The sequence below is a fragment of the Geodermatophilus normandii genome (assembly GCF_003182485.1).
Lineage (GTDB): Bacteria > Actinomycetota > Actinomycetes > Mycobacteriales > Geodermatophilaceae > Geodermatophilus > Geodermatophilus normandii.
Genome location: NZ_QGTX01000001.1, coordinates 1,767,229 through 1,783,101 on the forward strand (window position 1 = coordinate 1,767,229; position 15,873 = coordinate 1,783,101).

Below are 15,873 nucleotides of genomic sequence, written 5' to 3' on the forward strand. Positions count from 1 at the left end.
AGGGGGCTCAGGAGCCGGTGCGCTCCTGGGCCCCCTCGTCGTTCCCGTCCTCGGCTATCTCCTCCCGGCCGCGCCGCCGGAACAGCTTCGAGCCGGGGAAGCCCTTCACCACCTCGCGGATGTCCTGCATCGTGTCGACCAGGTCGTGCACGTCGGTGCCGACGTCGCCGAGGGACTCGAGCACCGGCAGCATGCTCTCGTCCAGGTGGGTCACCAGGGTGGGCAGCCGGTCCACGAGGACGACCAGCGCCTCGACCTCGTGCGGATCGAGCGTCTCGGCCAGCCGGCGGACCGACGGCGCCAGGCGCGCCAGCGGCTCCTCGTAGCCCCCCAGCAGCGGGTCGATCCGCCCGACGAGCCCCTCGGCCCCGCCGACCGCGCCCTCGGCCCGCTCCACCGTCCCCCGCGCCCGGTCGGTGATGGCGGCCACGGCCGTGATCGCGGCGTCGGCCTTCTGCTGGGTCTGCTCGACGGCGCCGATGGCGGCGTCGGCCCGCTGCTGGGTCTGCTCGACGGCGCCGATGGCGGCGTCGGCCTTGTGCTGGGTCTGCTCGACGGCGCCGATGGCGGCGTCGGCCCGCTGCTGGGTCTGCTCGACGGCGCCGATGGCGGCGTCGGCCTTGTGCTGGGTCTGCTCGACGGCGCCGATGGCGGCGTCGGCCCGCTGCTGGGTCTGCTCGACGGCGCCGATGGCGGCGTCGGCCCGCTGCTGGGTCTGCTCGACGGCGCCGATGGCGGCGTCGGCCCGCTGCTGGGTCTGCTCGACGGCGCCGATGGCGGCGTCGGCCCGCTGCTGGGTCTGCTCGACGGCGCCGATGGCGGCGTCGGCCTTGTGCTGGGTCTGCTCGACGGCGCCGATGGCGGCGTCGGCCTTGTGCTGGGTCTGCTCGACGGCGCCGATGGCGGCGTCGGCCCGCTGCTGGGTCTGCTCGACGGCGCCGATGGCGGCGTCGGCCTTGTGCTGGGTCTGCTCGACGGCGCCGATGGCGGCGTCGGCCTTGTGCTGGGTCTGCTCGACGGCGCCGATGGCGGCGTCGGCCCGCTGCTGGGTCTGCTCGACGGCGCCGATGGCGGCGTCGGCCCGCTGCTGGGTCTGCTCGACGGCGCCGATGGCGGCGTCGGCCCGCTGCTGGGTCTGCTCGACGGCGCCGATGGCGGCGTCGGCCCGCTGCTGGGTCTGCTCGACGTTGCCGATGGCGGCGTCGGCCTTCTGCTGGGTCTGCTCGACGTTGCCGATGGCGGCGTCGGCCTTCTGCTGGGTCTGCTCGACGGCGCCGATGGCGGCGTCGGCCGCGTGGAGGGTGGCGCCCGCACCGGCGACCAGGTCGTCGGCCCGTTGGCGGGTGGAGTCCAGTGCGGTCACCGCGTCGTCGACCCGGTCGACGAGGCCCTCCGCCCGGTCCACCACGGCGTCGACCCGGTCCAGCAGCCCCTCGAGCCGGCCCACCGCCGCGGCCACCCGGGGCACCAGGGCCAGCGCCTCGGCGACCCCCTCGCGCAGGCTGTCGACGGCGGAGAAGACGTCGGACGGACCGGGGATCGACGGGAGTCTCACGGGCCGACGCTACGTCCCGACGGGGTGCCCTGCCTGGTCGGAGGGCCGGTGCGCGCCCGGACGGGGGGCTCCGGGACGTACTCGCCCGGCGGGTCCCGGCGCGTGTGACCGGGCGATGGGGCCTGGCGGCCGTATCGTTGAGTGCTGCCGCGCATGCGGGGCGCAACGACACGAACAGCACCACGTGCACGGCACGACACGGACAGCACGGCACGGACCACGACGATGGGATGTCGACACCGGTGGGGGACGAGCGCGGGCGGGACGGGCGGGCCGGGGACCGCGGCGCGCCCGGTCCCGTGACCGTCGAGCAGCTGCTGGCCCGCCAGGGCGGCGCCACGGGCCGCCGGGCCGCCCGGCGCACCGGCGAGGTACCCATCCCGCTCGAGCCCGGTGAGGCGCTGCCGCCGCACCGCGGCCCCCTCCCGCCCGTGCCGGGGTCACCGGCCGCGCCCGCGGTCCCCGGCCGGCGGTCCCCGGCCGACCCGCCCGCCGCGCCCGACGACTCCGCCGGCCCCGACGCGGACTGCCCCCGGTCCCGGGCGGCCCGGCCGGCGTCCAGCGCTCCGCCCCCGTCCCGCCGCTGCCCCCGCTCGGCGGCGTCCACCGGTCCCAGCCGGTGCCGCCGCTGCCCGGCGCTCCCCGGGAGCAGGCCGTCCAGCGCTCCCGGCCGGTGCCGCCGCTGCCGGCCGGGCACCGGTCGGGTCCGGTGCCGCCGCTGCCCGGGACCGCCGCGTCCGGCGTCCAGCACTCCCGGCCGGTCCCGCCGCTGCCCGGTACCCCGGCCTCCGGGATCCAGTACTCCCGTCCGGTACCGCCGCTGCCCGGCCGGCCCGCGCACCCGCCGATCCCCGGTCTCGACGGCCCGGCGATGTCCGGCGCCGGCAGCACCCGGCGCCCGCTCGCCGAACGTCCGCCGCGCAGCCCCGGACGGCGACGGCTCGTCCGCGCCGCCGTCGTCCTCGGCGTGCTGCTCGGCCTCGTCGTCGGCTACCACGCCGGGCTGTACGCCTACGTCGACCGCAGCATCGCCCGCGTCGCCGCGCTCGCCCCCGAGGGCCCGGAGGTCATCGCCCCGCAGCTGCAGGAGGGCGCGACCACCTACCTCGTCATCGGCACCGGCCTGCCCGGCACCGACGGCCCGGCATCGGTGACCACGATGCTGGTACACGTGGCCGCCGCCGAGGACCGCGCCGTCCTGGTCAGCGTGCCGCCGACCGCGCTGGTCGACACCCCCGGCTGCCGGGCCGACGACGGCTCGATGCGCGAGCCGGTGTCCGAGGCCTTCGCGACGTCGCTGCTGGCCGGCGGGCCGTCGTGCATGGTGCGCGCGGTCCAACAGCTGTCCGGGCTGCGCGTCGACCACTACCTCGCCGTCGACCTCGGCCGGCTGCCCGCCGTGGTGGACGCCGTCGGCGGCGTGAGCGTCTGCCTGCCCGCCGCCGGCCCGGCCGACGCCGCGTCCGCGACCCCGCTGCCGGCCGGCACCTCGGAGCTCACCGGCGCCCAGGCCACCCGCTACCTCGCGCCGGGGGACGTCGGTCCCGACGTCACCGGGGTCGCCGCCGCCGAGCGCACGCAACAACTGCTGTCGGCCACGATGCGCTCGGCGATGACCGTGGGGACGCTCGCCAACACCTACGAGCTGACCCGCTTCCTGACCCGCGCCGCCGACGCGCTCACCGTGGACGACCAGACGACGCTCGGCGACCTGCGCACCCTGGCCTCGGCACTCGCGGGCCTCGACGACGACGCCGTGCAGCACGCCGGCCTGCCCGTGGCGCAGGTCGACTACGTGCCGGCCGGCAGCGACCAGGCCTACGTGCTGCTCGACGGCGCGGCCACCCGCTCGCTGTTCGACGGCGTCATCGAGGACAGCTCGGTGCCCGCCGAGCTGGCCACCCCCGTCGCCGCTGCGGCCACCGCGCCCGTGGAGGACCCGGCGGCGGCCGCGTCGCCGGCCGCCGAGAGCGCCGCCGAGAGCCCCGCCGTGGACACCGGCGCGGAGCAGGCAACCGCCGGCGCGGCCGAGCAGCCGCTCACCGTCGCCCCGGCCTCCGTGACCGTCGACGTCCTCAACGGCACCGCCACCGGCGGGCTGGCCGGCACGGTGGGCGACCTGCTGCGCCAGCAGGGCTTCACGGTGGGCCAGGTCGGGAACGAGCGCGGCGCGGTCGACCGGACCGTCGTCCGGCACGGTCCCGGCGTCGTCGAGCAGGCGCGCACCGTGGCCGCCGCCGTCCCCGGCGCGGTCCTGCAGCCCAGCGACGCCATCGGCGACGCCGTGCAGCTGGTGCTCGGCCCCGGCTACTCCGGCGTCGTCCCGGTACAGGTCCCGGCCCCGGCCCCCGCTCCGGCCCCCGCCGCGGCGGTCGCACCGGCGCCGGCCGCGGAGACGACCCCGGCGGCTGCGCCCACGACGCGCGCGGGCCGGGTCGGCTGCGGCTGACCGGCGCGGGCACACAGCGCGCCGATCCGCCCGCACGACGGAGGTGCGTGCACACGACGAGGGCCGCCGCGGCCGTGCCGCGGCGGCCCTCGTCGGACGAGGTGGCTCAGCCGAAGCGGCCGGAGATGTAGTCCTCGGTCGCCTTCTGGTCGGGGTTGCTGAAGATCTTCTCGGTCGGGTTGAACTCGATCAGCCGGCCGGGCTGGCCCACGCCGTTGAGGTTGAAGAAGCCGGTGGAGGTGCTCACCCGTGCCGCCTGCTGCATGTTGTGCGTGACGATCACGATGGTGAACCGCTCCTTGAGCTCGGCCATGAGGTCCTCGATGGCCAGCGTGGAGATGGGGTCCAGGGCCGAGCAGGGCTCGTCCATCAGCAGCACGTCGGGCTCGACGGCGATCGCGCGGGCGATGCACAGCCGCTGCTGCTGGCCGCCGGACAGGCCCGACCCGGGACGGCCGAGCCGGTCCTTGACCTCGTTCCACAGGTTGGCGCCACGCAGCGCGCGCTCCACCAGCTCGTCGGTCTCGGCCTTCTTCATCTTCTTGCTGTTGAGCCGGTTGCCGGCGATGACGTTGTCGTAGATCGACATCGTGGGGAACGGGTTGGGCCGCTGGAAGACCATGCCGATCTGCCGGCGGACGTCGACCGGGTCGGTGTCGGCGCCGTAGAGGTCCTGGCCGTCCATGACGACCTTTCCCTCGACGCGGGCGCCGGGGATGACCTCGTGCATGCGGTTGAGCGAGCGCAGGAAGGTCGACTTCCCGCAGCCCGAGGGGCCGATCAGCGCCGTGATGCTGCGCGGCTCGATCGAGACGTTGACGCCCTCCACGGCCAGGAAGTTGCCGTAGTAGATGTTGAGGTCGGAGACCTCGATGCGCTTGGCCACGTGCAGATCCTCCGGGTCGGGTCGGTCAGCGACCGGTCTTGGGAGCGAAGAAGCGGCTGATCAGGCGGGCGACGACGTTGAGCGCCATGACCAGGATGATCAGTACGAGGGCTGCCGTCCAGGCCCGGTCGAGGAAGGCCTGCGTCGCCGTGCCCGGCTGGGTGAGCTGGAAGTAGGCGAACACCGGGAGCGTCGCCATGCGCCCGTCGAACGGGTTGAGGTTCGTGCCCGTGATGAGGCCGACGGTCACCAGCAGCGGTGCGGTCTCGCCGACCACCCGGGCGACGGCCAGCGTGATGCCGGTGCCCAGGCCGGCGACCGCCGTGGGCAGGACGACCTTGACGACCGTGCGCCACTTGGGCACACCCAGGGCGTAGCTGGCCTCCCGCAGCTCGTTGGGGACGAGCTTGAGGACCTCCTCGCAGGACCGGACCACCACCGGGATCATCAGCACCGAGAGCGCCACGGCGCCCATGACCCCGAGCCGCACGGAGTTGCCGAAGACCAGGGTGAACAGCGCGAAGGAGAACAGGCCGGCCACGATCGACGGGATGCCGGTCATCACGTCGACGAAGAAGGTGATGGACCGCTTGAGTCGGCCGGTGCCGTACTCCACGAGGTAGATGGCGGCCAGCAGGCCGATCGGCACCGAGATGAGCGTGGCCAGCGCCGTGATGATCACCGTGCCGAGGATCGCGTGGTAGGCGCCGCCGCCCTCGCCGACCACCCGGTACATCGAGTTGGTGAAGAAGGTGGCGTCGAACCGGGGCAGGCCGTTGTCGAGCACGGTGTAGACCAGCGAGACCAGCGGGACCATCGCGATCGCGAACGCGGTGGTGACCAGCGAGGTGACCAGCCGGTCGGTCGCCTTGCGCTGTCCCTCGACCGAGCGCGAGACGACGTAGACGGCCAGCGTGCCCAGCACGACGCCGTAGACCACGGTCGTCACGAGGCTGAAGCCGGTGAGCGCCGACAGGGCGGCCCCCAGGGCGACGCCCGCCAGGTAGACGCCGAGCGGAGCGAACCGGGGGAGCCGCCGACGGGACCGGACGGGCCCGGAGGCGTGCCTGGTCGGCTGCGGCGCGGACTGGGTGTCGATGCTCATCAGTTGGCTCCGGAGAAGTCGGCGCGCCGGTTCACGACCCAGCGGGCGAGCATGTTGACCACCAGGGTGATGAGGAACAGGGCCAGGCCGCTGGCGATGAGGGTGTTGACGTCGAGGCCGGTCGCCTCGGGGAACGACAGGGCGATGTTCGAGGCGATCGTCGAGGGGTTCGAGTTGCTGATCACGTTCAGCGTCGCGCCGGCACCGCCGGAGAGGATGATCGCCACGGCCATCGTCTCGCCGAGCGCGCGGCCCAGGCCGAGCATCGCGCCGGCGATGACGCCGGACTTGCCGTAGGGCAGCACGGCCATCCGGATCATCTCCCAGCGGGTGGCGCCCAGGGCCAGGGCCGCCTCCCGGTGCAGCGCCGGCGCCTGGCTGAACACCTCTCGCGAGATGGCCGAGATGATCGGCAGGATCATCACCCCGAGCACGATCCCGACGGTCAGCATCGTGCGGCCGCTGGTGGAGGCCGGGCCGGCGAAGACCGGGAGGAAGCCGAGGGTGTCGGCGAGCCACTGGTGGAAGGGCACCAGCTCCGGCGCGAGGACGGCGATCCCCCAGAAGCCGTAGACGACGCTGGGGATCGCCGCGAGCAGGTCGATCACGTAGCCCATGCCGGCGGCGATGCGCCGCGGGGCGTAGTAGGTGGTGTAGAGCGCGATGCCGACGGCGAGCGGCGTGGCGACGACGAGCGCGATCACGGCACCGAGCAGCGTGCCGAGGACGAGCGGGCCGACGTAGCCGGCCAGGCCCTCGCCGCCGGGGATCTCCTCCGACGGCGCGGTGAGAGCGGGGAGCGCCTCGCTGATCAGGAAGGCGGCGACGCCGGCCAGGACCAGCAGGATGAAGACGCCGGAGCCCTTGGCGGCGCCGGAGAAGAGCCGGTCACCCGCCCTGCGGACGGCGCGCTGCCGTGACGGTGGTTCGGTCGGGGCCTTCGTGGCGGTCACCGCTGCTCCGTGGGAGTCGTTCGTGGGTTCCGGTGCCCGGGTCCGGGCGGTGCGACGGCCCGGGACGTCGGTCGACGTCCCGGGCCCTCGCGGTGGGCCGCCGTCAGGCGGCGGCGGTGATGGCGTCGACGGCGCCCTGGGCCTGCTCGCGCAGGGTGTCGGAGATCTGGGCGTTGCCGGCGTTCTCGGAGGCCGTGGCCTGGCCGTCCTCGCTGATCACGTAGGACATGAAGGCCTTGACGTTGTCGGCCTTCGACTGGTCGTCGTACTCGATGCAGCCGATGTGGTAGCTGACCAGGACGATCGGGTACTCGCCCGACTCCTCGGTCAGCCGGTTCACCTCGATGGCGAAGTCGTACTCGCCGCGGCCCTCGACGGCCGGGGAGTTCTCGACGACGGCGGCAGCGGCCTCGGCGGACGGAGCGACGAACTCCTGGCCGACGGCGACGGCGGCCACCCCGAGGTCACCGGCGCGGCTGGCGTCCGCGTAGGTGATGGCGCCGGGGGTGTTGGTGACGACCTCGATCACGCCGGAGGTGCCCTGGGCGGACTCGCCGCCCGGCAGCGGCCACTCGCCGTCCGGCTCCGACGTCCACACGTCGGCCGCGGCCTGGTGCAGGTAGTCGGTGAAGTTCTCGGTGGTGCCCGAGTCGTCGGCGCGGTGCACCGCGGTGATCGCGGTGTCGGGCAGGGTCGCGTCCGGGTTCTCGGCGGCGATCGCCGGGTCGTTCCAGGTCGTGATGGTGTTGCTGAAGATGCCCGCGATCGTGGCCGGGGAGAGGTTCAGCTCGTCGACACCCTCGACGTTGAAGGCGACGGCGATCGGCGAGATGTAGTTCGGCAGCTCGAAGACCTCGCCACCGGCGCAGCGCTCCGAAGCGGCGGTCAGCTCCTCCTCGTCCAGCGCGGCGTCGGAGCCGGCGAAGTCGGCGGAGCCGTTGATGAACTGCTCGCGACCCGCACCGGAGCCCTCGGGGGCGTAGCTGAACTGCACGTCCGGGTACTCGCCCTCGAAGCCGGCCTGCCACGCCTCCATGGCCGACTGCTGGCTGGTGGCGCCGACGCCGACGAGGTCGCCGCTGAGCGAGGCGGCGCTCGAGCCGCTGCCGCCACCCGAGGAGGCCTCGGACTCGTTGGCGGCACCACAGGCGGCGAGCGCGAGAGTGCTGGTCAGCGCCGTGCTGAGGACGACGGCGCGCGACCTGGTGCTGAGCTTCAACCCAGTGCCTTTCGGAGGAGCCCGGACCTCGTTGCCGGGCAGGGGAGGACCAACGAGAGGGACGGTAGGGAGCACAGGTGGCCGGTCCCGGGTCGCTCGATGAACGGCCGGTGAACGCCCGCGGAGCCTTTCCCGACCGGGTGAGAACGCCGTCACGTCCAGTCGGTGAACCGGCGCGTTTCCGGTGGCGGAGCGTGCCGGGAGTGCGGGAGGAAGGGGCGTTTGCCCCCGGTCAGGGGGTGCGCCGCCAGGAGACGTCGACGGCGTACCGCGTGAAGCCGGTGCGCTCGTAGAGGGTCACCGCGGCGGTGTTGTCCTCCTCGACGTAGAGGAGCACCTCGTCCAGGCCGCGGCCGCGCAGGTGGGCCAGGCCCCGGACGGTGAGCGCCCGGCCGAGCCCCAGCCCCTGGGCGTCGGGGTCGATGCCGAGCACGTAGACCTCGCCGACGGCGTCCGGTCCGGCGTCGCCCGGCGGGTGCACCTTGGTCCAGTGCGCGCCGAGCAGCGTGCCGCCGGCGTCGCGGTCCCCGCGCCAGGCGAGCAGGAAGCCGGCCGGGTCGAACCAGGCCTCGGCCTCGCGCAGCAGCAGGTCCTCGGACGTCCACGCCCCCTGCTCGGGGTGGGCGGCGAAGGCGCGGGCGTTGAGCCGCAGCCAGGCCGCCTCGTCGCGGCCGGGCCGGAAGGCGGCCACCGCGACGCCGTCGGGGAGGGCCGGGCCCCCGGTCAGGTCGGCGTCGCCGAGCGGCCGGCGCATCTGCAGCAGCACGCGGGCCCGGGTGTAGCCGCGCCCGGTGGCCAGCCCGGTCGCGGCCGGCAGGTCGCCGTGGGCCCAGACGCGCAGCGGCCGGTCGCCGGCGAGCTCCTCCAGCCGGGTGAGCAGCGCCCGCCCGGTCCCTCGCCGCCGTGCGGCGGGGGCGACGACGAGCTCGGCCTCGGCGTCCCCGGTGCCGTCGCCGAGCTCGAGCCGGGCGTAGCCGGTCACCGCGCCGTCGGCGTCGGTGGCCAGGACGTCGTGGCCACCGGCCGGGCCGCCGTGCTGCAGCCGCAGCTCGGCCTCCTCCGACAGCGGGCGCACACCGTCGGACACGGCCGCCGCACGCAGCAGCGCGAGGACGGCCGCGGTCCGCGCCGGATCGAGCCGTGCGGAGTCGGAGACGGCGGCGGTGCTCAGGGCAGCGGAGCGGCGTCGCGCGCGCCGACGACGGTGGTCGCGGCCGACTCCTCGGCCTGCGCGCGGGCGGCCGCGGCGGTGGCGTCGGCGACCTGCTGGTCGAGCTTGTAGCCCACGTTGCGGACCGTGCCGATCAGCGCCTCGTGCTCGGTGCCGAGCTTGGCGCGCAGCCGGCGCACGTGGACGTCGACGGTGCGCGTGCCGCCGAAGTAGTCGTAGCCCCAGATCTCCTGCAGCAGCTGGGCGCGCGAGAACACCCGGCCGGGGTGCTGGGCGAGGTACTTGAGGAGCTCGAACTCCTTGTAGGTGAGGTCGAGCGGGCGGCCGCGGAGCTTGGCCGAGTAGCTGTGCTCGTCGATGACCAGCTCGCCGGCCTGAGTGACCCCGCCGTCGACGCCGTCGGCCGGGGTGGCCGCGGCCAGCCGGCGGGCGGTGGCCCACTTCAGCCGGGCGTCGACCTCGGCCGGGCCGGCGGTGTCGAGCAGGACGTCGTCGACGCCCCAGTCGGCCGACAGCGCGACCAGCCCGCCCTCGGAGAGGACGGCGACGAGGGCGGAGGCCACGCCGGTGGAGGACAGCAGCCCGCACAGGGTGCGGGCCTGGATGAGGTCGTGGCGGGCGTCGACGAGCACCACGTCGCCGGAGTCGCCGTCGAGCAGGCTCGACAGCTCGGGCGCCACGACGCGCACCTGGTGGCCGAGCAGCCCCAGGGCGGGCAGCACCTCGGTCGTGGCCTGACGCGCCGCGGTCATGAGCACGAGTCGCATGTCGTCTCCTCGGGGAGGGCGTCGACGGCGCTGTCGAACCGAGACAGCAGGATAACCGACGTGTCGCCGGGACCCGGCGCAGCGCTCGGTGTCGGATCCGGCACGGTCCGGGCGGGGCCGGGACACGCCGCCAGCCGCCCGTCGCTCCGCGCGCCGGGCGGCCGGCGTCTGAGACGATCGGGACGAGCGGGAGACGACGGCACCGGCGGGGCTGCCGGGCGGTCCCGGGCTGGAGGCTGCGTGACCACGGCGCTGGACACCCGGCCCGCCGCCCGGGCGCGGCACGTCGCCGTCGCGGTCGTCGCGGGGGCCGCCGTCGGGCTCCTGGTGCTCGCTCCGGACCTGGTCGGCGAGCACGGCCGGCTGGTCGCCGTCCTGGTGCTGCAGGCGGTCCTGGTGGCCGGCTGGGTGCCCGCCACCGCAGCGGCCGGTGCCGGGGGCGTCACGGTCCTCGGGGCCGCGGCCGCCGTGGGTGCCGACCTCGCCGTCGGCCCGCTCGCCCCCTCCGGTGACCAGCCCGGCCCCGGGCTGCTGCTGGCCGTGGCCGGCCCCGCGCTGATCGCCGCCGTGCTGCACCAGATGCTGCGCCGGCCGCCGCGCACCGACGTGGTCGGCTCGCTCGGCAGCGTCGCGCTGCTGGTCGCCGCCGTCTGCGCGCTGGCCCTCCTGCTGCTGCCCGACGTGCCGGGGGACGAGGGCGACGTCGCCGGCTCGCCGCTGGTCGTCGTCGGCGCCGCGCTGGTCGCCGGCCACCTCGTCGACGCCGTCCTGCCGCGGCCCGCCGTCGCCGACGGGGCCGACCGCGGGGTGCCGGGGCTGCTGGCCGCCGTCGTGGCCGGGGTCGCCGTGGCGCTGTCCGGGAGCGGCACCGCGGAGCTGGTCGACGTCGTCTCCGGCACCACCACCGGCCTGGTGCTCGGCCTGGTCGCCGCGCTGGCCGGGACCGCCGCCTCCTTCGTCCTCGGCGACTGGCGCGGCCGGGGTGCCGCGGCCGGGGGCGTCGCGGTCGAGGCCGTCCTCCCCCTGGCCGTCTGCGCGCCGGTGCTGCTGGCACTGGCCGTCGTCTGAGCCGGTGCGCGCCCTCCTCGTCGTCCTGGCGCTGCTCGTCGTGCTCGCGCTGGTGGCCGACCCGGTGGCCGAGGGCATCGCCGAGGACCGGGTGGCCGAGGCGCTGCGCGACGCGGGCGGCCTGGCCGGGACCCCCGACGTCGACGTCCGGGGGTGGCCGTTCCTCACGCAGGCGGTGTCGGGCACCTACGACGACGTGCGCATCTCCCTGACCGCCGACGAGCTCGGCCGGCCCGAGGGCACCTCCGCCGACGTCCGCCTCCGCGGGGCGCACGTCCCGCTGTCCGACGCGCTGTCGGGGTCGGTGCGGGAGGTGCCGGTCGACCGCGTGGACGGCACCGCCACCCTGTCCTACGCGCTGCTCGCCCAGCAGCTCGGTGGCGACACCACCCTGGCCCGCGAGGGCGACGCCCTGCGCGTCACGCGCACCGTCGAGGTGCTCGGCTACTCGGTGCCGCTGACCGCCGTCGGCACGGTCTCGCTCGACGGCCAGGACCTCGTGGTCGACGTCGAGGACGCGGAGGCGGCCGGCGTCGACGTCCCGGACGTCGTCGTCGACCGGGCCGGCGACCTGCTCGACCTGCGCTACCCCGTCGAGCTGCCGTTCGGGTTGCAGCTCACCGGCCTGCGGCCCGGCGACGAGGGTGTGGACGTGACCGCCGAGGGCACCGGCACGGTGCTGCGCGCGTCCTGACCGCGGGCGGGAATGCGCACCGACCCGGTCGGGTTCGTGCAGGGGATGAGCGGGACCGGAGCGGCGGTGCTCGCCGCGGCGCTGGCCCTGACCGCCGTGGCGGCCTGGTGGCTGCGCACCCGCGACGGCCGGCTGCGGGCGGCGCAGGAGGAGGAGAGCGTGGGCGGACCCACCGCGGTGCTCGAGGGCCTGGGCGTGCGCCCGGCCGACGCCGACCTGACCGTCGTCCAGTTCTCCACCGCGTTCTGCGGGCCCTGCCGGACCACCCGTGCCCGGCTGCAGCACCTGCAGGCCACCCGGCCGGGGCTGGCCTACGTCCACGTCGACGCCGAGAGCTCCCTCGACGCGGTCCGCGAGCTCGACGTCCGGCGCACGCCGACGCTGTTCTACCTGGACCGCCGGGGGCGGCTGCTCGGCCGCAGCAGCGGCGCCCCGCGGCCGGAGGAGCTGACCGCCCTCGTCGACGCCCACACCGGCCCCCGGTCGTGATCGGTTACCCTCGCCGCGTGGGCACCCTGCTGACCTCGCGCCGCACAGTCGACCTGTGCCGCGTCGGCAGCTGCCTGTGTCGGGCCTCCTGAGGGCGGCCCCGCTCCGCCCAGACGCGCCCTGACCGCCGTCCGGAGAGCCCATCGATGTCCCCGAGTCCTGCCCGCACGGTCGACGTGCGCGGCCCGCGCTTCGCCGCGTGGGTCACCAGTGCCGTCCTCGCCGTCGTCCTGCTGACCGCGAGCGGCTGGCTGGCCGCCGCACAGGCGGTCGTCTTCGCCGTCGGTGCGGCCGCCGGCCTGCGGTCGGCCCCCTACGCGGTGCTGTTCCGCACCCTCGTCGCCCCGCGGCTGGGGCCGGCGCGGGAGCGCGAGCCCGAGGCGCCGGTGCGCTTCGCCCAGTTCGTCGGGTTCGCCTCCACCGCCGTGGGCGCGGCGGGGTACCTGCTCGGGGTGCCGGTGCTCGGCGCGCTCGCCACCGGCCTCGCGCTCGTCGCGGCGCTGCTCAACGCGGCCACCGGCCTGTGCCTCGGCTGCGAGCTCTACCTCACCGTCCGGCGGGCCCGTCCCGTCCGCACCGCCTGATCGTCCGTACACCCACCACACGGAGGAACCTCCCCATGAGCCGCAACGACGTGCTCGTCAACGCCGACTGGGCCCAGGAGCACATCGGCCAGCCCGGCATCGTCTTCGTCGAGGTCGACGAGGACACCAGCGCCTACGACAAGGGCCACATCGAGGGCGCGGTCAAGCTCGACTGGAAGCTCGACCTGCAGGACCCGCTGCGCCGCGACTTCGTCAGCAAGGAGCAGTTCCAGGAGCTCCTGTCGGCCAAGGGCATCGCCAACGACGACACCGTCGTCCTCTACGGCGGCAACAACAACTGGTTCGCCGCCTACGCCTACTGGTACTTCAAGCTCTACGGCCACGACCAGGTCAAGCTCCTCGACGGCGGCCGCAAGAAGTGGGAGCTCGACAGCCGCCCGCTCTCGCCCGACCCCGTCGAGCGCCCGGCCACGCAGTACCAGGCGAAGGACGCCGACACCTCCATCCGCGCCTTCCGCGACGAGGTCGTCGCCTCGATCGGCCAGCAGAACCTCGTCGACGTGCGCTCGCCCGACGAGTTCGCCGGCAAGCTGGTCGCCCCGGCCCACCTCCCGCAGGAGGGCGCGCAGCGCCCCGGCCACATCCCGACCGCGGTGAACGTGCCGTGGAGCAAGGCGGCCAACGAGGACGGCACCTTCAAGAGCGACGACGAGCTGCGCAAGCTCTACGCCGACGCCGGCCTCGACGAGTCCAAGGACACCATCGCCTACTGCCGCATCGGCGAGCGCTCGAGCCACACCTGGTTCGTCCTGCGCGAGCTGCTCGGCCAGCAGAACGTCAAGAACTACGACGGCTCCTGGACCGAGTACGGCTCGCTGGTCGGCGTCCCGATCGAGAAGGGTGCCTGACGTGTGCGGAGCCCCTCAGCAGGGTGGTGCCCTCGCCGGCATCGACCTGAGCACCCAGACGGTCATCCAGGGCCAGGTCTGGCACGACGGCGCCCCGGTGGCCGGCGCGTACGTCCGGCTGCTCGACGCCACCGACGAGTTCACCGCCGAGGTGGTGACCAGCCCGGAGGGCGAGTTCCGCTTCTTCGCCGCCCCGGGGCAGTGGAAGCTGCGGTCGCTGGCCCCGGTCGGCCGCGGTGAGCGGGTCGTCGACGCCGAGGTCGGCCTGACCGAGACCACCGTCGTCCTCGACTGATCCGTCCGCACGGTGCCCCCTCCCGGCCTCGCCGGGAGGGGGCACCGGCGTCTCCGGTGTCAGGAGACGCCGGGCGGGAGGCGGTTGGGTCCGGCCTCCGGCGGCCGCGGCCGGTCCTCCGGGTACGCGCGGACGGCGACCAGGGCGACGTCGTCGGGCTGCCCCGGCGGCACGAGCCGGTCGATCAGCCGGTCGCACAGCTCCTCCAGCGGCGTCGTCCCGAGGTCGGCCAGCGCGGTGCGCAGCGCGGCCAGGCCGGCGTCCAGGTCGCTGTCGCGCCGCTCGACCAGCCCGTCGGTGACGAGCAGCAGGGTCGAGCCGTCGGGCAGGTCGCGGACGTGGTCGGAGCGCGGGGCGTCGGGGTCGACGCCGAGCATGAGGTCGGCCCGGGTGGTGAGGAGCTCGGTGCTGCCGTCCGGTGTGAGCAGCACCGGGGGCAGGTGCCCGGCGTTGCTCCACCGCAGCCGGCGGGTGCCGGTGACGGGCACGTCGGGCCGCCGCTCGACGCGCGCCAGCACCGTGGTGGCCAGCGTGCCGACCGCCAGCCCGCGCGCCGCGTGCTCGACCCGGCGCAGGGTGGCCGACGGCGGTTCGTCGGCGGCGTACGCGAGGGCGCGCACGAGCCCCCGGAGCTGCCCCATGGCGGCGGCCGCGCCGCTGTCGTGGCCGACGACGTCGCCGATCACCAGCACGGTGGCGCCGTCGGGCTGGAGGAACGCGTCGTACCAGTCCCCGCCGACCCGGGCGCCGTCGGCGGCCGGCCGGTACCGGACGGCGATGTGCAGGTGGTCGGGCTCGGGCGGCGGGGTGAGCAGCGCCTGCTGCAGCCGGTCGGACAGCGCCCGCTCCACGGCCGCCCGCTCGGTGACCCGGGCGAGCTCGGCGGCCTGCCGCCGGGCGGCGATGCGGTCGGTGAGGTCGCGGAAGGACACGACCACGCCGGTGACCGCGCCGTCCTCGACGGTCGGGACGGCGATCAGCGTCACCGGGACCGGGGTGCCGTCCCGGCGCCAGAAGACCTCGTCCTCCGCGACGACGGTGCGCCCGGTGTGCAGCGCCTGCCACACCGGGCACTCCTGGCGCGGGTAGGGCGAGCCGTCGGGCCGGCGCGCGTGCAGCAGGTCGTGCTGGTCGGTGCCGAGCTGCTCGTCGGCGGCCCAGCCGGTGGTCGCCACCGCCGCCGGGTTGACGAACTCGACCCGCCCGTCGGCGGACAGCCCGTAGATGCCGTCGGCGACGTTGCCGAGGACCCGCTCGGACAGCGCGAGCGCGCGGGAGAGCCGGGTCTCCGCGGCGCGCAGGGCCTCGACGTCCCCGGCCCGCGTGGCGGCCTCGGCGGCGGTGCGCTCGGCGGTGAGCCGGTCGGTGACGTCCATGCCGGTGACGAGCACGTGCCCCGGGCCGCCCGCCTCGTCGGCGACGTGGTCCAGTGCCAGGTCGGCCGTCCGGACCGTGCCGTCGGCCAGCGCGTAGTCCGTGACGGCGCGGACCGGCTGCCCGCCCTCCGCCACCTGGGCCAGCCAGCAGCGCACCCGCTCGCGGGCCGCCGGGTCGGCCGACCACCAGCCGGTCTCCCAGAACCGCTGGCCGAGGACCTCGGCCCGGTCGTAGCCGCACTCCTCGACGGCGAGCCGGTTGGCAGCCAGGAGCGTGCCGTCGGGTGCGCACACCCCTGCCAGCACGAAGGCGGCGTCCTGCAGCACGCGGAACCACGACGGCGCCCCGGCGGTCTGCACGTCGTCTCCCCGCTGGTCGATGACCCCTCCTCC

Annotated in this window: 15 protein-coding genes; 7 read left to right on the forward strand and 8 right to left on the reverse strand. The window is 75.5% G+C overall.

Going from position 1 to position 15,873, the window contains the following annotated elements; genetic code table 11:
* Positions 1 to 7: 7 nt before the first annotated feature.
* Positions 8 to 1,555, reverse strand: a complete 1,548-nt coding sequence (locus JD79_RS08700) for a coiled-coil domain-containing protein (protein WP_110005197.1) — start codon at positions 1,553 to 1,555, stop codon at positions 8 to 10.
* A 619-nt stretch (positions 1,556 to 2,174) separates the two neighbouring features.
* Between JD79_RS08700 and JD79_RS08705 the strand changes: the two genes are divergently transcribed.
* Entirely contained in the window at positions 2,175 to 4,004 is a 1,830-nt protein-coding gene (locus tag JD79_RS08705) for an LCP family protein (RefSeq protein WP_110005198.1), read from the forward strand.
* A 106-nt stretch (positions 4,005 to 4,110) separates the two neighbouring features.
* Here the strand turns inward: JD79_RS08705 and pstB are convergent, their stop codons facing one another.
* The 6 genes from pstB to JD79_RS08735 all read right to left on the reverse strand — a co-directional run bounded on the left by pstB (position 4,111) and on the right by JD79_RS08735 (position 10,105).
* Positions 4,111 to 4,890: a phosphate ABC transporter ATP-binding protein PstB gene (gene pstB, locus JD79_RS08710; protein WP_110005199.1), complete on the reverse strand. Its 780-nt coding sequence runs from the start codon at positions 4,888 to 4,890 to the stop codon at positions 4,111 to 4,113.
* Between the two features lie 25 nt (positions 4,891 to 4,915).
* Positions 4,916 to 5,995, reverse strand: a complete 1,080-nt coding sequence (pstA, locus tag JD79_RS08715) for a phosphate ABC transporter permease PstA (RefSeq protein WP_110005200.1) — start codon at positions 5,993 to 5,995, stop codon at positions 4,916 to 4,918.
* Positions 5,995 to 6,948, reverse strand: a complete 954-nt coding sequence (pstC, locus tag JD79_RS08720; RefSeq protein ID WP_110005201.1) for a phosphate ABC transporter permease subunit PstC — start codon at positions 6,946 to 6,948, stop codon at positions 5,995 to 5,997. The genes pstA and pstC overlap by 1 nt, the downstream gene beginning before the upstream one ends.
* Positions 6,949 to 7,051: 103 nt before the next feature.
* Positions 7,052 to 8,167: a phosphate ABC transporter substrate-binding protein PstS gene (gene pstS, locus JD79_RS08725; RefSeq protein WP_110005202.1), complete on the reverse strand. Its 1,116-nt coding sequence runs from the start codon at positions 8,165 to 8,167 to the stop codon at positions 7,052 to 7,054.
* A 232-nt stretch (positions 8,168 to 8,399) separates the two neighbouring features.
* Positions 8,400 to 9,338 (reverse strand): mycothiol synthase, encoded by a 939-nt coding sequence (mshD, locus tag JD79_RS08730; RefSeq protein WP_110007564.1) that lies wholly within the window; start codon positions 9,336 to 9,338, stop codon positions 8,400 to 8,402.
* Entirely contained in the window at positions 9,335 to 10,105 is a 771-nt protein-coding gene (locus JD79_RS08735) for a winged helix-turn-helix transcriptional regulator (RefSeq protein ID WP_110005203.1), read from the reverse strand. The genes mshD and JD79_RS08735 overlap by 4 nt, the downstream gene beginning before the upstream one ends.
* 240 nt (positions 10,106 to 10,345) lie before the next feature.
* Between JD79_RS08735 and JD79_RS08740 the strand changes: the two genes are divergently transcribed.
* From JD79_RS08740 to JD79_RS08765, 6 genes are all read left to right on the forward strand, one after another.
* Complete coding sequence (locus JD79_RS08740; protein ID WP_110005204.1) at positions 10,346 to 11,173, forward strand: hypothetical protein; 828 nt, start codon at positions 10,346 to 10,348, stop codon at positions 11,171 to 11,173.
* 4 nt (positions 11,174 to 11,177) lie between these two features.
* Positions 11,178 to 11,867, forward strand: a complete 690-nt coding sequence (locus JD79_RS08745) for an LmeA family phospholipid-binding protein (RefSeq protein WP_110005205.1) — start codon at positions 11,178 to 11,180, stop codon at positions 11,865 to 11,867.
* A gap of 12 nt (positions 11,868 to 11,879) precedes the next feature.
* A complete protein-coding gene (locus JD79_RS08750) occupies positions 11,880 to 12,356 on the forward strand; it encodes a thioredoxin family protein (RefSeq protein ID WP_245899956.1) in 477 nt (158 codons plus the stop codon).
* 146 nt (positions 12,357 to 12,502) lie between these two features.
* Positions 12,503 to 12,940, forward strand: coding sequence for a DUF4395 domain-containing protein (locus JD79_RS08755; RefSeq protein WP_110005206.1), 438 nt, complete (start codon positions 12,503 to 12,505; stop codon positions 12,938 to 12,940).
* A 35-nt stretch (positions 12,941 to 12,975) separates the two neighbouring features.
* Positions 12,976 to 13,809, forward strand: coding sequence for a sulfurtransferase (locus JD79_RS08760; protein WP_110005207.1), 834 nt, complete (start codon positions 12,976 to 12,978; stop codon positions 13,807 to 13,809).
* A 1-nt stretch (position 13,810) separates the two neighbouring features.
* On the forward strand, positions 13,811 to 14,104 hold the full coding sequence (locus JD79_RS08765; RefSeq protein WP_110005208.1) for a DUF1416 domain-containing protein: 294 nt from the start codon (positions 13,811 to 13,813) through the stop codon (positions 14,102 to 14,104).
* A gap of 59 nt (positions 14,105 to 14,163) precedes the next feature.
* Here JD79_RS08765 and JD79_RS08770 read toward each other — a convergent pair whose 3' ends face one another.
* Positions 14,164 to 15,840: a SpoIIE family protein phosphatase gene (locus tag JD79_RS08770; protein WP_245899957.1), complete on the reverse strand. Its 1,677-nt coding sequence runs from the start codon at positions 15,838 to 15,840 to the stop codon at positions 14,164 to 14,166.
* Positions 15,841 to 15,873 lie beyond the last annotated feature (33 nt).

Coding starts and splice junctions, on each gene's coding strand:
- pstA (WP_110005200.1), bottom strand. CDS start 5,995: ATGAGCATCGACACCCAGTCCGCGCCGCAGCCGACCAGGCACGCCTCC.
- JD79_RS08735 (WP_110005203.1), bottom strand. CDS start 10,105: ATGCGACTCGTGCTCATGACCGCGGCGCGTCAGGCCACGACCGAGGTG.
- JD79_RS08750 (WP_245899956.1), top strand. CDS start 11,880: ATGCGCACCGACCCGGTCGGGTTCGTGCAGGGGATGAGCGGGACCGGA.
- JD79_RS08755 (WP_110005206.1), top strand. CDS start 12,503: ATGTCCCCGAGTCCTGCCCGCACGGTCGACGTGCGCGGCCCGCGCTTC.
- JD79_RS08760 (WP_110005207.1), top strand. CDS start 12,976: ATGAGCCGCAACGACGTGCTCGTCAACGCCGACTGGGCCCAGGAGCAC.